Origin of the sequence: Actinorugispora endophytica, from assembly GCF_004363075.1 — a bacterium.
Lineage (GTDB): Bacteria > Actinomycetota > Actinomycetes > Streptosporangiales > Streptosporangiaceae > Actinorugispora > Actinorugispora endophytica.
In genome coordinates, this window is the sequence record NZ_SNYN01000021.1 from 66011 (window position 1) to 82160 (window position 16150).

A 16150-nucleotide genomic window follows, 5' to 3' on the forward strand; every position below is an offset into this window, starting at 1 on the left:
CCTTCGGGTGAAACAGGGGAGGGCCTCGCTTGCCGCGGAGGCCCTCCCCTCAACCACTAGTTGCCTGTCGTTGTTCCGTGCTCGCCGCCGAGCCGGGCGATGCTGGCGTGCACCGCCGCGACCACCCTGTCCGGGGTGAGCCCGAACTGCTCGTACAGCGTCTTGTACGGCGCGGACGCGCCGAAGTGCTCCAGGCTCACCGACTCGCCGGCGTCGCCGACCAGTTCGCGCCAGCCCAGCGCCAGCCCCGCCTCGACCGACACGCGGACGCGCACCGACGGCGGCAGCACGTGCTGGCGGTAGGCGTCGTCCTGCTCCTGGAACCACTCGACGCACGGCATGGACACGACACGGGTCGGAGTGCCCGCCTCCTCCAGCCGGGAACGGGCCTCCAGGGCGATGGCGACCTCGCTGCCGGTGGCGATGACGATCGCCTGCGGGAGGCCGTCACTCGCCTCGGCCAGCACGTAGCCGCCCTTGGCGGTCAGATCCGCGTCGCCCATCTCCGAGCGGTCCAGGGTGGGCACGTTCTGCCGGGTCAGCGCCAGCGCCGCCGGGCCGTCGGCCCGCTCCAGCACGGTGCGCCACGCCACGGCCGTCTCGTTGGCGTCGGCGGGACGCACCACGGCCAGGCCCGGGATGGCGCGCAGCGCCCACAGGTGCTCGACGGGCTGGTGCGTGGGGCCGTCCTCGCCCAGGCCGATGGAGTCGTGCGTCCACACGTAGGTGACGGGCAGCTTCATCAGCGCCGCCAGCCGCACCGCGGGGCGCATGTAGTCGCTGAACACCAGGAAGGTGCCGCCGTAGGGACGGGTCGGGCCGTGCAGCGCGATGCCGTTCAGGATCGAGCCCATGCCGTGCTCGCGGATGCCGAAGTGCAGCACCCGGCCGTACCGGTCGCCCGAGAACGCCTTGGTGGAGTACTCCTCCGGGATGAACGACGGCTCGCCCTTGGGAGTGGTGTTGTTGGAGCCCGCCAGGTCCGCCGAGCCGCCCCACAGCTCGGGCAGGACCGGCGCGATCGCGGTCAGCACGCTGCCCGAGGCGCTGCGGGTGGCCACGCCCTTGGCGCTGGGCTCGAACACCGGGATGGCCTTGTCCCACCCCTCGGGCAGCGCGCCCGAGGCCAGGCGGTCGAACAGCTCGGCGCGCTCGCCGGCGTTCGCGCGCCACGCGGACAGGAAGCCGTCCCACTCGGCGCGGGCGGAGCGCCCGCGGGCCACCGCGCCCCGGGCGTGCGCCAGGAGCTCGTCCGGCACGTCGAAGCGGGCGTGCGGGTCCAGGCCGAGCACCCGCTTGGTGGCGGCGACCTCGTCGGCGCCCAGCGCCGATCCGTGGACCGCGCCGGTGTTCTGCTTGTTCGGGGCGGGCCAGCCGATGACGGTGCGCAGCCGGATGAACGACGGGCGGTCGGTCTCGGCCTGCGCGGCCAGCACCGCCGCGTGCAGCGCCTCGACGTCCTCGCGGTACTCGCCGTCGGCGGTCCAGTCGACCTCCTGGACGTGCCAGCCGTACGCCGCGTAGCGCGCGGACACGTCCTCGGAGAACGCGATCCGGGTGTCGTCCTCGATCGAGATCTGGTTGTCGTCCCAGATCATGACCAGGTTGCCGAGCTTCTGCGTGCCGGCCAGCGCGCTCGCCTCGTGGCTGACGCCCTCCTGGACGTCGCCGTCGGAGCAGATCGCGTACACGAAGTGGTCGAACGGGCTCTCACCCGTGGCGGCCTCGGGGTCGAACAGCCCCCGCTCGCGGCGCGCGGCCATGGCCATGCCGACCGCGTTGCCCACGCCCTGGCCCAGCGGACCCGTCGTGGTCTCGACACCGGCGGTGTGCCCGAACTCGGGGTGGCCCGGGGTGAGGCTGTCCCACTGGCGCAGCCGCTTGATGTCGTCCAGGCTCAGGCCGTAGCCGGCGAGGTAGAGCTGGATGTAGAGGGTGAGGCTGGAGTGGCCGCACGACAGGACGAAGCGGTCCCGGCCGACCCAGGTCGGCTCGCTCGGGTCGTGCCGCATGACCTTCTGGAACAGCAGGTAGGCGGCGGGGGCCAGGCTCATCGCGGTCCCCGGGTGGCCGGAGCCCGCCTCCTCGACCGCGTCCATGGCCAGGGCACGGACCAGGTCGACGGTGCGTTGGTCCAGTTCCGACCAGTCAAGGGTCTTCGAGGTGCCGATGTTCACGCGGGCTCAGGGCTCCTTTCGCGCATCCAGGCCAGTCGCAGGCGTGGTGGCCCGAAAAATATGTGGTGGATCCACCTGCGCGCCGCACCGGCTCCCGTGCCGGGCGACGCCCGCGGAGCGCGGGGCGGTTGTTGGGACCGCCGCGCCGCCGCGGGGTGGAAATGCCCGAGGGCATGACTACCCAGACCCTATCGTCGAAACCGGTTCCGCAAGATGACCGATGTCTCCCATCAGGGTGCGAAGTGGTGCGAGCCCCCGGTGAGGGCATCTCCGGGGCAAGCACTACACTCTGTCGTTGACGGCTCCGGCAGTCGTGTCAGGGCACGGCAGAGGACGCCCGGGGTGCCGCACCCCGCACCCGCCCCGCCGATGGCAGGCAGGGGCGTCCGGAGCAAGGACGTTTCCAGTTTCACTTTCCGCTTCCCCAAGTTCTTTCGAGGTTCTAGCGTGTCTGTGTCCGTAGAGCGGATGACCCCCGCCGTGCGTTCCGCGCCGCACGGCAGGCGGACCGAACGGCAGCGGAGTGCTCGGACCGGGCACACGGCCACGGCGCGGCGGTTGCCATGACACTGCTCGACCGCTCGTCGGCCACCCCCGACGCCCCCGACCCGGACCCGGCCGACGCCCCCGCCGTCGAGCCCGAGGCCCGCTCGGCCTCGCTCGGGGCGTACGTGCGCGCCTACGTCGCGCTGTCCAAGCCGCGCGTCATCGAACTGCTGCTGATCACCACCATCCCGGTGATGTTCGTGGCGGCCCAGGGCGTGCCGCCGCTGTGGACGGCCGTCGCCACGCTGCTGTTCGGCACCATGTCCGCGGCCAGCGCCAACGCCCTCAACTGCTACATCGACCGCGACATCGACCGGGAGATGCGCCGCACCCGCAAACGGCCCGGCGCCATGCACCAGGTCACCCCGCGCGGCGCGATGGTCTACGGCCTGACGCTGGCGGTGCTGTCCACGGCCGGCTTCGCGGTCTTCGTGAACTGGCTGTCGGCCGGGCTGTCGCTGTTCGCGATCGCGTTCTACATCTTCGTCTACACGCTGCTGCTCAAGCGCCGCACCGCGCAGAACGTCGTGTGGGGCGGCATCGCGGGCTGCATGCCGGTGCTCATCGGCTGGGCCGCGGTCACCCACCGGCTCGACTGGGCGCCGTTCGTCCTGTTCCTGGTGGTGTTCTTCTGGACCCCGCCGCACACCTGGGCGCTGGCCATGCGCTACCGCGAGGACTACGCGGCCGCGAACGTCCCCATGCTGCCCGTCGTGGCCGGCGACCGCCGGGTGCTGCTGGAGTGCGTGCTGTACAGCTGGGCGACCGTGGTGGTCTCCCTCGTCCTGTGGCCCGTCGCGCAGACCACCCTGTTCTACCCGGCGGTGGCCGGGGTCCTGGGCGCGGTCCTGCTGGTCCAGGCGCACCGCCTGTACGGCCGCTCCCGCGCGGGGGACACCGGCGCCAAGCTCAAGACGATGGCGTTCTTCCACCTGTCCAACGCCTACCTGGCGCTGCTGTTCGTCGCCGTGACGGTCGACCCGCTGCTCCAGGGCGTCATCGGCTGAACCGCCGACCGCACCCGCCCGAGGGCCCCGAGCACAGCGCCGGGGCCCTCGTTCTTCCCGGTGATCTTGACCTTTCCGGGGTCTCAAGGGCGATTGAGGCCCCGGAAAGGTCAAGATCACCGGGAAGGGCACCCGGTCCCGACACCCTCCTGTCACCGGGCATCGCTATAACTTCCCCATGTCCACCACTTCCCCTCCCCAGAGCGAGCTGATCTGGGTCGACGGCCCCGACGGCTACGCGCTCGCGCTCGACGGCACCACCATGGTGTGCCGCAACGCCAAGGGGCGCCGGCTCAAGACGGTGCCCAAGAAGGTCCGCGAATCCGCCGAGGCGGAGCAGCTCACCAGCGTCCGGCTGTGGCTGGAGCGCCACGAGCGCGAGTGCGCCGAACGCGTCGAGTCCTGGCTGCTGGGGTCCCTGCCGGTCCCCGCGCCCATGATCGCCCGGGTGTGGCCCGACCCCGCCTGGCGGGACCTGCTGGCCGACCTGTTCGTCGCCCCCGCCGACGGCGGCGAGGGCGGGTTCCTGCGCGGCGTGGACGACCAGGGACGGATCGGCGTCGTCGACCTGGACGCGGAGAGCGCCTGGCTCGACGCCGACCGCGTCGCGCTCGTCCACCCGGTCCTCATCGATGACCTCGACGAGGTGCGCGAGTTCGCCCTCGAACTCGGCATCACCCAGCGCCTGCCCCAGCTCACCCGCGAGATCCACCGCAAGCCCGCCGAGGTGGCCGCCGGCTCCACCGCCGTCACCGACTACTCGGGCGGCGAGTTCGAGCAGCTGCGGCAGGCCACGGGCCGCGCCCAGCGCTACGGGTTCTCGGTGCGCGGGGGCTACGCGGTGTGCCGCGTCGGCGAGGCGGGCCGCTCCCTCCAGGCGCGCTACTGGATCGGCTCGGAGATGCCCGACTACGAGACCGAGACCGGCACGCTGATCTGGGTGGACGCCGACGAGCGCCCCCTCAGGCTCGCCGACGTCGGCCCCGTCGCCTGGTCGGAGGGCGTCCGGATGGCCGAACTCATCTACGCGGGACGCAAGAACACCCAGGAGGAGACCCAGCGATGACGGCCACCCCCACCACCCCCGACACCGGCCTGCTCGACGCCGGGCTCGCCCCCCTTGACACCGTCGCCGACGGCCACACCGACCGCGTGCGCGCCCGCGGCTACACCCACGCCGCCCTCGGCGGTCGCACGGTCGTCCGCCTCGTCCCCGACACCCTGGCCCCCGCGGAGGACGCGGCCCTGGACTTCCTGGAGTTCGCCCCCCAGGGCGCCTCCGAGCCGCTGGCGCTGGCCCGCCCGCGCGGCCTCGGCTACCCCGAATGGGCGCTCGTGCACGACCCCGAGCGCACCGCCGAGGCGCTCGCCCAGGTCAAGCCCATGGAGCGCGCCGCCCGCATGGCGGCCTCGCGCCCCGGCGCGGCCGTCGAGGAGTTCACCCGCATCGCCACCGGCGTCCCCGTCACCCACCTCGCCTCCTACTGGGAGCAGGCGGGACGCGCCTTCATCGCCGCCGGGAGCGCCAAGACCGCCGCCGTCATGTTCGGCAGGGCCCGCGAGGCCGAGCGCGTGTACAGCATCCCCGTGCACGAGGCCGCCCGCCGCGAGGCGTTCCTGGAGTTCGCGTTCGCCGGGGCACTCACGGTCAAGGCCCTCGCCGGGCACGCCGCCGAACTCGCCGAGCGCTACGACCCCGCCCGCGCCTACGCCGAGTTCCGCGAACTCAGCCTGCGCCGCACCCTGGGCGGGCTCCCCCCGTGGACCACGCTGCCCAAGCAGCTGCGCGGCCTCGCCGAGGACGCCGGGCTCGACGCCGACGCCGAGACGGCCGCCCTGCTGCGCGAGCTCGTCGAGATCCCGGTCACCGCCTCGGCGCCCGAGGGCTTCTGGAGGGCGGTGCGCGCGGGCCTGGTGGCGCTGTGCCGCGCCGACGCCGGTGCCGCCCACGCCCTGCTGGGCCTGTTCCCCGCCAACGCGGGCCACGGCTGGTGGCTGGACCTGCTGGAGGAGGCCGGAGCGGTCGACCTGCTCGCCGACCCCGCCCGGCCCGTCTCCGGCGGCGCGGCGGCCTGGTTCACCCGCATGGTCAACCACGTGCGCGGGTGGCGCGACCAGACCCCCGACCAGATCATGGGCCTCATCCCGCGCCTGGCCGGGCGGCTCGCCGCCGACGGGGAGCCGGTCCGCCTCGACGGCGGCCGCTCCGGGAGGGGCGGCTGGGTCTCCCCGAACATGCTCGACCTGTGCCTGGAGCTGGGCGTCCCCGTCCGCGCGCCGGACGAGGGGACGAACCTCGCCCTCGGCAACTGGGTGCGGCGCCCGGACCGCGCCCTCGCCTCCCTGCGGGCCGACCCCGTGTGGGAGCCGCTGCTGGCCGCCGCGGTCGCCGAGTACGGCACCGTCTACAACCAGGTCCTGGAGGACCTGCTGCCCCACGCGTTCCTGCGCCCCTACGTGGACCGGCGGCTCGGCGAGCTCGTCGCCCCCATGGGCGGGACGGCGGTCGGCGAGCTCCGCCACGGCGTCGAGCGGCTCCGGACGGAGGTCGACGGCCGGGTCTTCCACGCGTTCCCCGAACAGCGCGCCCGACTGGAGGCCGTCGACTTCGCGGAGGTGCTCGCCACCACCCTGCGCGCCGGGATCATCGACGAGTACGGCTGGCCCGCGCTGGACGAGGCCGCCCGCGAACTCGGCGGGACCGGCGCCAGGCCCGCGAGCGTCGTCGGCACCGCCAGCTGGCCCGTCCTCACCCTGGCCTCCGCGACCAGGGCGATCGCCGTGGGCCCTGGGGGCCGCGTCGCCGAGCACGCGCTGCGCCTGCCCAAGGGGGCCAAGGACCCGCTCGCCGTGTACGCGGACGGGCGGTTCCTGGTCTGCTACCGGATCGGCTACAACTCCCACGGCTACTGGTCCGACGACCCCGGCACCCAACTGGACTTCCCCGGATACGACGCCGCCCGCAGCTGGCGCTGGAGCGGGGCGACGGCCAACGGACTGCCCCAGCTCACCGGGGACGGCGCCCGCATGGCCGGAGGGCGCGCGCTGCGCTCCGGGGAGAGCCCCGGAAAACGGGACCTGCACCTGCTGGGGGACGGCCGCACCTACTGGGCCCTGGACGGGGGCACCCTGTACGAGGTGGACCCCGCCACCGGCGACCGGGGCCGCGCCAGCCTGCCCGCCTTCCTGGAGGAGCAGCCCCTGGCGGAGGGCGAGTACCTGATCACCCGCAACTCCACGCTCGCGCCGCTGCCCGCCCCGACCACCGGGACCCCGCTGGGCGCCGCCGACGGCCTCGCCGGGTTCGCGGTCGTGAGGACCGGGCGCGACCCGGGCAGCGGCCTCGCCGAGTACCGGATCACCGCCGCCGACGGCCGGACCGTCGCCGCGGCGCTGCCCGGCGGACGCGGGCGCTACCGTGTCACCCCCATCGGCCTGTTCAACGGCCCCGGAGCCGCCACCGGCGTCCTCACCGAGGACAACGGGGTCTCCCTCCACGCCGCCGACGGCTCCGGCCAGGTCTGGAGCTGCCACATCGGCCAGGCCTGCGACTGCACCGCCAAGTGGGGCACCCCCTACCTGCCCGAGCCCATGTTCTGGCACTTCATGACGGTGCGCGACGCACGGGCGTCCGAGCGGCTGCGCGCCGTGCGCGCCGCCGACCTCGCGCCGCTCATGGCGGCGGCCGCCGCCGAGAGCGAGGACCCCAAGGAGGCCCCCCGCACCATGGTGGCCGCCGCCGCGCTGCTGTCGGGCGGCCCCGGCGCCGCCGCGCCGGACCCCTCCCTGGTCCGGGGCGTCGCCGGGATCGCGATCGCGGTCGCCAACCAGCGCCGCGCCCTGAACGAGCTCGTCACCAAGGTCGCCAAGAGCGAGAGCAGGAGGAAGCGGCCCGCCGTCGAGAGGGACCCGGCCGGGCTCCTCGAAGGGCTGCTCCACTTCCTGGCCGACCGGGGCGGAAGGGACGCCGCCAACACCGGCGTCCACCTCGACCTCACCTCGCGGTTCCTGCGCGGAGGGATCGGCGCCGAGGAGCTGGAGGAGCGGCCGCGCGCCGGCGTGGACTGGGACGCGCTCATCGGCAGGATCGGCGGGATCGCCTGGTACGCGGCCCTGCCCACCGTCCCCGACGGCGTGCGGACCGAACTGCTGAGGTTCCTCACCCGGTGGTCCGGCACCGTCTTCGCCGACCCCGGCGCGGTCCTGGACGTCGGCGTGGTCGTGGGGGCGCTCAAGCACGAGCCGGGGACCGGCGGCGCGTCCCGGCGCGCGGCCCTGAGGAGCCGCGTCCCCGCGACCGTCCGGGAGAAGAGCCACGGGCAGCAGGCCACCGTCCACCACTTCGTCGAACTGCGCTCCGGCGACCCCCTGCCCCTGGCCGAGCACGAGGCCGAGCACGAACGCCGCCGCGCCGAGCTGGCGTGGGGCACCGCGGACCAGCTCGCCGCGTTCACCGCCGCGGCCGCCGAGCACGGACCCCTCGCCTGGGACCCCGACACCGCCGCGGTCCTGGCCGAGCGCACCGGCCTGTCCCGGGCCGCCGCGGCACTGCTGCTGGCCTGCGAACTCCGCAGGTACCGCTGGCGCGCGGGCTTCCTGGACACCGGGACGCGCAAGACCCTGGGCCTCAAGACCGCCGAGGCCGACCTCGGAGCGCGGGAGCTGGACGAGGTCACCCACAGGGACCTGCTGGACCTGTACCGCGCCGCGCTGCCGGAGAGCCCCGAGGAGATCGCGGCGCTGTGGCGGCCGGGCGGCACCCGCGCGGTCGCCGAGCGCCTCGCCGACGCCTGGAACGCCCGCTACGGGCGGCGCCTCGCGCTGGACGAGGCCACCGAGGCCGCGCTGCTGTCGGCGGGGCTGAGCGACTCCGTCGGAACGGCCCGGCTGCTGGCCGACGCCTCCGCCGCGCCGGTCCTCACCCGGGACACGCGCTCCCGCCTGGTCGTGAGCGAGAGGAACTACGGGGGGGTGGAGCTCAGGCAGACCCCCGAGGGGCCCGACCGGCTGGTCGAGGTCGTCAGCGGCTTCGCGTCCCTCGTCCCGTGGGCCTACGCCGACCTGCCGGGCGGCTCCGCGGTGCGCCAGGGGGTGCCGTCCGCGCTGTGCGCCCTCCGGGACCGCCTCGATGCCCCGGACCTGCTGCTCTACGGCACGCAGGTGTGGAGCTCGGACGAGGCGCGGCGGACCCGCCTGGTGGAGACGGTCGGCGGCGCCCCCTACCGCGACCCCGACGGCCGGGCGCCCTTCCCCGACGCGGTCGACAACGGGACGGTGGTCGCGGTTCCGAACAGGAACTACACGAACATCTGGTTCCGCCCCGCCCGGCTCGTCGACGGGAACGTGGACGCGACGGTGCTGCGCGGGATCGTCGCGGACTCGGGGAACCGGCTGAGCACCCTGTCCAGGATCGACCTGCTGCGCGGCCCCGGTTTCACGGGGATGGCGGAGCGGATCGCCTCAGGGGGCCTGGCCGAGGGCGCCCACGAGAGCGACCCGGCCGCCGCCGTGCCCGAACTGTCGGCCGAGGTCGCCGGCAAGCTCGGGCTCTCCGACGACGCCGCGCGCCTGTACCTGCAGCTGCTGGCGCTGCTGGAGCCCACCGACAGGCGGGTGCGCGCCGCCAACGGCTGGACGCCGGCCCGCCACAAGAAGGTCCAGGCCGAACTGGTCGGGGCGGGCCTGGCACTGACCGCCAAACGCTCCCGCGCGGGGCGCTCGGTGTTCCTGCCGGGCGGGTGGACCGACGCCAAGGCCCCGAACATCCCGTTCGAGACCTGGAAGCTGCCCCTGTACGACCTGGAGATCGACCGGCTGGGCAAGCCGTCGGGGCCGCTGGAGCGGTTCCTGCCGCTCAGGACGCTGCCGGAGACCTTCGCCCGGGCGTGGCAGCGCGTCCAGGAGGGTGACGCGCCGCGGCGGTAGCCGCGGGGCGCCCCCGACGGCAGCGGCGCCGGCAGGACGCCGGCGCCGCCGCCGTCACCCCCCGTCACGGCCGGGAGCGGGCGGGGCCCTGCCGCGTCCACGCCAGGGCGAGGACCCACACCACCAGCACCACCAGCGCCAGCGCGGCCGGGACGTGCAGGCCCAGCATCCCGTGGCTGCCGAAGTAGGCCTGCGCGAAGCCGAGCGCGAACGCCGCGGCGCTCAGCACCATCGGAAGGGGGGAGCCGCGGCCGGGCCGCCACAGCAGGACCGCGGCGACCAGCTGCAGTCCCGCCGCGACGTGCAGCACGAGCGCGCCGGTCGAGTGCGCCGACATGGCGGCGAAGTTCTGGGACATCAGCTGGCCGGCGGTGACGAACTCCAGCGTCAGCACCGCGACGTGGGCGAGGGCGGCCGCGCGCAGCCCCCACAGCGCGGCGCTGGTCGATCCGGTGGAGGGGGGTGCGGCCGTGGCGGCTTGGCTCATGGAGGGGAACGCCTTTCGCGGTCGGTCCGCGGCCGGGGGACGGGGGCAGGGACCGGTGCCCGGCCGGTGCGGATCGTTCTCTGATTCGTCGTCCTCCAGAACACGGGGCGGCGGTGCCCGGTTCCCGGAAAGCGCGGTTTCTTAAGGACTTCTCACCTTCGCGGCGCCGTCCGGCGGATCGTCCCGGAATCACCGTCCGGTCCCGGTGTGTCCCTCCCCTCTGGTAGTTCTGTTCCAGTCCAGCCGAGCCGTAAGGAGACGCGGTGCCCGAGACCACGACCGCCGTACAGATCGAACCCGCCGAGCGGCGCTACGCGGGGGAACTGGCCTTCCTCGCCGCGTACGACCAGGGGCCGCGCCCGCCCGGGTGGCTGCTCACGCCGCGCGCGGTCGTCACCTTCGTCGTCGGCAGCGACGGCGCGCGCCTGCGCCTGCCCGAACCCGTCGACGGGCTCCCGGCGAGCCTGGAGATCGGCGCCAAGTTCGTCGGCGAGCGCGGACTCGTGGAGCGGTGCGTGGTCACCCTCGCGGGGGAACGAGGGCTGCTGCTGGTCGGCGAGCCCGGCACCGCCAAGTCGCTGCTGTCGGAACTGCTGGCCGCGGCCGTCAGCGGTACCGGCGCGCTCACCGTGCAGGGCACCGCAGGGACCACCGAGGAGCACCTGCGCTACGGGTGGAACTACGCGCTGCTGCTCGCCAAGGGCCCCACCGCCGAGGCCCTCGCGCCCTCGCCGGTGCTCACCGCGCTGCGCTCGGGCCGGATCGCCCGCGTCGAGGAGGTCACCCGCTGCCTGCCCGAGGTGCAGGACGCGCTGGTTTCCATCCTGTCCGACCGGCGCATGGCCGTCCCCGAGCTCGCGGGCTCGACCGGCGACGCGAGCGGCGCGGACCTGGACGACGGCCTGTTCCTGGCGCGGCCCGGCTTCAACGTGATCGCCACCGCCAACCTGCGCGACAGGGGCGTCTCGGAGATGAGCGCGGCCCTCAAGCGCCGCTTCAACTTCGAGGTGGTCCCGCCCATCGCCGACCTGACCGCCGAGATCGCCCTGGTGCGCCGCCAGGCCGGGACCGCGCTGGCCCGGCATGGCCACGAGCTGCCCGTGGACGACGCCGTGCTCGAGGCCCTCGTCACGGCCTTCCGCGACCTGCGCTCGGGCGCCTCGGTGGAGGGGTGGCCGGTGGAGCGCCCCACGACCGTGATGAGCACCGCCGAGGCCGTCGGCGTGACCACCTCCCTCGGCCTGCAGACCGCCTACCTGGGGGTGCCCGACCCGCTGGCGCTCGTCCCCGGCTACCTCCTGGGCGCGGTCCGCAAGGACGACCCCGATGACCAGGGCCGCCTGCTCGCCTACTGGGACTCCGCGATCCGCCACCGCGCCGAGAACGGCGCGCGCCTGTGGAAGCGCCTGTACGAACTCCGCCACGTCGTGGGGGAGTAGCCCCGGCGCCACCCGCCGCGCGCCGCCGACCCGAGCCGGCCCCCGGAACCCCGGCCGGCTCCGGGGGCCGCGACGGACCTCCGCCCGCCCCTGAACCTCAGCAGACACGAAGGGAGACCACGGCGGTGAGCATCGCCCTGGAAGACGCGACCGAGGCCCTGCCCGAAGCGCTGGCCGCGTGCGCCGGCCCCCACCTCATCGGGGTGCGGCACCACTCGCCCGTGCTCGCCGCCGCGATGCCCGCGCTCCTCGAGGCGGCCGACCCCGACGCGGTGCTCATCGAGCTCCCGCTGGAGGCCGGGCCGTGGCTGGAGTGGCTGGGGCACCCCGACACGGTGGCGCCCGTCGCGCTCGTGCTCGGCGACCCCGAGCACGGCGGACACGGCTACTACCCCTTCGCGGACTTCTCGCCCGAACTCGCGGCCGCGCGGTGGGCGCGCGCCAACGGCGTCCCCGTGCACGCCATCGACCTCCCGGCGGCCGTGGCCGCGACCGCCCCCGACCCGGCGGACCACGGCCGCGGCGCCCCCGGCCTCAACGGCGCGCTCCTGCGCGCCACCGGCACGGCCGACACCGAGGAGCTGTGGGACCGCCTCGTCGAGGCCCGCTCCTACGGCGCCGAACCCGAGCGCGTCCGCCGCGCCGCCCTCGCCCTGGGCTGGGCCCACCGCGCCGACGCGCTCGAGCGGGGCCGGGTCGGCGCCCGCGACCGCGCCCGCGAGGCGTGGATGCGCCGCCGCGTCGAGGAGATCGGCGCGGCGCGCCCCGCCGCCGTCGTCGGCTCCTTCCACGCCGCGGCCCTGCTCCCCGGGCGGGACCGGGCGGAACTGGTCCGCCACCTGCGCGGGGAGGCCCCCGAGGCGCTGCCCGCCACTGCGGACGTCGCCGTCCCCGAGGCCGGGGCGCGCCCCGGCCGGGGGATCACCACCGCGCTCATCCCGTACACCTTCGAACTCCTGGACTCGCGCTCGGGCTACCCCGCGGGCATCCGCGACCCCGAGTGGCAGCAGGACGTGTACGAGGCGGGCGGCGATCCGGACGGGGTGGAGCGCGCCGCCGTGCGGCGGCTGTCCGCCATCGGCGGCCACCTGCGCGCGGACGGGCACGTCTGCGGGGTCCCCGACGTCACGGCCGCCTACCGCATGGCCCGCGACCTGGCGGCCCTGCGCGGCCTGCCCGCTCCCGGCCGCCGCGAACTCGTCGAGGGGCTCACCAGCGCGCTCGCCCAGGGCGAGCCCCTGGGGCGGGCGCGCGCCATCGCGGGCGCCGCGCACACCGAACTCGTCGGCTCCCGGCGCGGCGCCCCCGCTCCCGGCGCGCCCGCCTCCGGCCTGGCCACGCACGTCGCCGCGCTCCTGGCGGACCTCGGCCTGCCCGGCCCCGACAGCGCGGGCGGGGGGAAGGAGATTCGGCTCGACCCCCTGCGCGCGAGGCGCGACCGTGAACGCCACGTCGCGCTCAACCGGCTGTGCGCGGCGGGCGTCGCCTACGCCGAGCAGAGGGCGGGCGAGAACGCCTCGGGCGGCGAGACGCTGGGCCGTTTCTGGACCGTGCGCTGGAGCCCCGGCAGCGCCGCCACCCTGGAACTCGCCTCCTGCTACGGGACCACCCTGGAGCAGGTCGCCCGGGGCCGGATCGGCGCCCGGTTGCGCGAGGCCGGGCGGACCGGCGACGGCGGCGGGCTCACTCCCGCCGCAGCGGGCGCGCTCCTCACCGACGCCGCCGAGTGCGCGCTCGCCGACCTGGCCACGGAACTGGGCGAGCGCGTCGAGGCCGAGGTGCTGCCCCGCGCGGGCCTGGCCGACGCCATCGCGCTGCACGACCGGGTCCAGCGCGTCGTCGCCGGACAGGTCCCCGGTATGAGCAGCCCCCCCGAATCCCTGTCCCGCCTGCGGACGCGGCTGGCCGAGACCGCCATCGCCTCGGTCCCGGGCATGTCGGGCAGCACCGACCCGGCCGACGCCACCGCGCTGCTGCAGGTCGTGCGCCTGGTGCAGGCCCAGGCCGCGCTGAAGGGGGCGGTCGGCGCCGAGCGCCTGCTGTGGCACCTGGACGCGCTCAGCCGAGAGGGCGGCCCGCTCGCCCAGGGCGCGGCCGCCTCCGCCCTGCTGCTCCTGGGCGAATTGGACTCCGACGCGATGGCGGCCCGGCTCGTCGGCTGGCTCGACCTTGCCTCGCCGCCCGCCGGGGACGGCGCTCCGTCCGGAGGCGGCGGGACCGCGCTCGCCCTGCGCCTGGCGGGGGCGCTGGCCGTGGCCGCGCCCGTGATCGAGAGTGATCCCGGCGTGCTGGACGCCCTGTCCGAGCGGGTGGAGGGCTGGACCGACGCCGTCTTCCTGAACAGGCTGCCCGCGCTGCGGGACGGGTTCGAGACGCTGTCGGCGGCCGCCCGCGCCCGGTTCCTGGCCTCGGTCACGGAACGGCTCGGCGAGGCGGGCGGCGACCTCGCCGTGGACCCGGCCCTGGCCGTCGCCCTCGCCCGCGCGGACGCCGGAGCCCGCGCGGCCGTGGACGCGCTCCTGCCGGGACTGCTCGACCACGGCGCGCCCGACGAGCCCGTCCCGGGACCGGAGCCCGCCCGGCCGGGCCCGCGCGGCGCGGACAGCGCCATCGGGGCCGCCGACCGGTGGCGGCTCATCCTCGGCCGCCCTCCCGAGGACGATGGCGGCGGCGGCCTCGCCGGCCGGGCCGCGGCGGCGCTCGACGAGCTGTACGGGCGCGGCCACGGCGAGGGCTCGCAGGCCTCCGGCGGGCGGAGGGGCGGAACCGGCAGGCCCGAACCCGCCACGCGCGAATGGGCCGACGAACTCCAAGCGCTGTTCGGCACCAGGGTCCGCGAGGAGGTCCTGGGCCGCGCCGCGGGCCGCGGCCGCTCCGACGTGCTCGACCACCTCGACCCCGCCGAGGTCACCGCCTCGGTGGACCTGCTGGAGCGCGTGCTGTCGCTGGCGGGCGCGCTGCCCGAGGCCAGGCTCGCCCGGCTGCGGCCGCTGGTGGACCGGATCATCCGGCAGCTCGTCGCCCAGTTGGCGCGCCGCCTGCGCCCGGCCCTGTCGGGGCTGTCGGTGCCGCGTCCCACGCGCAGGCCCGGCGGCCGCCTCGACCTGGGGCGCACGGTGCGCGCCAACCTGCGCACCGTGCGACCGGGAGCGGACGGGCCGCTGCTCATCCCCGAGCAGCCGGTGTTCACCACCCGGGCGCGTCGGAGCGCGGACTGGCACGTGCACGTCGTCGTGGACGTGTCGGGGTCGATGGAGCGCTCCACGATCTACGCGGCGCTCGTCGCGGCGGTGCTGCACGGCCTGCCCGCGTTGAGCGTGTCGTTCACCACGTTCTCCACCAAGGTCGTCGACCTCACCGACCGGGTGGCGGACCCGCTGTCGCTGCTGTTGGAGGTCTCCGTGGGCGGCGGCACCGACATCGGGGCGGGCCTGGCCCACACCCGCGCCAAGGTGCGCGTGCCCGGCCGGACGATCGTCGCCCTGATCACCGACTTCGAGGAGGGCGGCCGCCTCGGCCGCACCCTGGCCGAGGTGCGCGCGCTGGCGGGCAGCGGCGCGCACCTGCTGGGACTGGCAGCCCTGGACGACGCCGGCAAACCGGTCTACAACAAGGCGATCGCCGGGCAGTTCGTGGCGGCGGGCATGCCGGTGGCGGCGCTGAGCCCCGAGGAACTGGCCGCCTGGATCGGGGAGAAGGTGCGCGGGTGAGCCCGTTCGGGCGGAGCCGTGATCACGCGGCGGGCAAGGGGTGAGAGGCTGGGGCCATGCGAGAGATCACCGCGTGGGAGGCCATCGTGCAGGCCGACCCCAACCATTCCCAGTGGTTCGTCGAACGGTTCCGGAACATGGCCGCGCAGGGGCGCGACCTCGCGGGCGAGGCCCGCATGGTCGACGCGATGCTGCCGCGCGGGGGGAGGGTCCTGGACGCGGGCTGCGGAAGCGGGCGCGTGGGCGCGGAGCTCGCGGCGCGCGGGCACGACGTGGTCGGCGTGGACGTCGACCCGCACCTGGTCGCGGCCGCGCGCGAGGACTACCCGGGGCCCGACTGGAGGGTGGGCGACCTCGCCGAACTCGACCTGGCGGGGGAGGGGCAGGAGCCCTTCGACGTGGTGGTCTGCGCGGGCAACGTGATGACCTTCGTGGCCCCGGGCACCGAGGCCGAGGTCCTGCGCAGGATGGGCGCGCACGTGGGGGACGGCGGCCGGGTGGTCGTCGGCTTCGGCGCGGGGCGCGGCTACGCGTTCGACCGGTTCTTCGCCGACGCCGGCGAGGCCGGACTGGCGCTGGACCTGGCGCTGTCCTCCTGGGACCTGCGGCCCTTCACCGCGGCCTCGGACTTCCTGGTCGCCGTCCTGCGCCCGGACACCGGGGCCCCGCAGGGCTAGAGAACCTCCGGCGCGCCGAATCACCCCCGCGCTGGCAACTCCCTAGTGCCCGTTCTGTGGTGGTTCCCTTGCCGGTCGTGGGCGTTACCGGGGGGCGGGGGGGGGTGTGGCCCCGGGAAGGGCCCCCCCCGCGGGGAAGTCGGGGCCCCGCCAAGGGGGCCGGGGGGGGGGCCGGGGGGGTT

8 protein-coding genes are annotated in these 16150 nt (G+C 75.6%); 6 read left to right on the top strand and 2 right to left on the bottom strand.

Annotated elements, in window-relative coordinates:
* Window positions 1-56: 56 nt before the first annotated feature.
* Window positions 57-2177 (bottom strand): transketolase, encoded by a 2121-nt coding sequence (gene tkt / locus EV190_RS18985; protein ID WP_133742943.1) that lies wholly within the window; start codon window positions 2175-2177, stop codon window positions 57-59.
* Window positions 2178-2740: 563 nt separating this feature from the next.
* On the opposite strand from tkt, the gene EV190_RS18990 reads away from it, so the two are divergent.
* The 3 genes from EV190_RS18990 (at window position 2741) to EV190_RS19000 (ending at window position 9655) form a co-directional block, all read left to right on the top strand.
* Window positions 2741-3730 carry a heme o synthase gene (locus EV190_RS18990; protein ID WP_133742944.1) on the top strand — a complete coding sequence of 330 codons (990 nt, stop codon included), beginning with the start codon at window positions 2741-2743 and terminating at the stop codon, window positions 3728-3730.
* A 178-nt stretch (window positions 3731-3908) separates the two neighbouring features.
* Window positions 3909-4796, top strand: coding sequence for a DUF4132 domain-containing protein (locus tag EV190_RS18995; protein ID WP_133742945.1), 888 nt, complete (start codon window positions 3909-3911; stop codon window positions 4794-4796).
* A complete protein-coding gene (locus EV190_RS19000; protein ID WP_133742946.1) occupies window positions 4793-9655 on the top strand; it encodes a hypothetical protein in 4863 nt (1620 codons plus the stop codon). The genes EV190_RS18995 and EV190_RS19000 overlap by 4 nt, the downstream gene beginning before the upstream one ends.
* A gap of 64 nt (window positions 9656-9719) precedes the next feature.
* On the opposite strand, the gene EV190_RS19005 is transcribed toward EV190_RS19000, so the two are convergent.
* The gene (locus EV190_RS19005) at window positions 9720-10142 is read right to left on the bottom strand and encodes a hypothetical protein (protein WP_243742671.1); all 423 of its coding nucleotides are present in this window, start codon (window positions 10140-10142) and stop codon (window positions 9720-9722) included.
* A gap of 263 nt (window positions 10143-10405) precedes the next feature.
* Here EV190_RS19005 and EV190_RS19010 point away from each other — a divergent pair, with 263 nt between their 5' ends.
* The 3 genes from EV190_RS19010 (at window position 10406) to EV190_RS19020 (ending at window position 15968) form a co-directional block, all read left to right on the top strand.
* Entirely contained in the window at window positions 10406-11581 is a 1176-nt protein-coding gene (locus tag EV190_RS19010; RefSeq protein WP_133742947.1) for an ATP-binding protein, read from the top strand.
* Window positions 11582-11706: 125 nt separating this feature from the next.
* Window positions 11707-15291: a DUF5682 family protein gene (locus tag EV190_RS19015; RefSeq protein ID WP_243742672.1), complete on the top strand. Its 3585-nt coding sequence runs from the start codon at window positions 11707-11709 to the stop codon at window positions 15289-15291.
* 56 nt (window positions 15292-15347) lie between these two features.
* The gene (locus EV190_RS19020) at window positions 15348-15968 is read left to right on the top strand and encodes a class I SAM-dependent methyltransferase (protein ID WP_133742948.1); all 621 of its coding nucleotides are present in this window, start codon (window positions 15348-15350) and stop codon (window positions 15966-15968) included.
* Window positions 15969-16150: the final 182 nt, after the last annotated feature.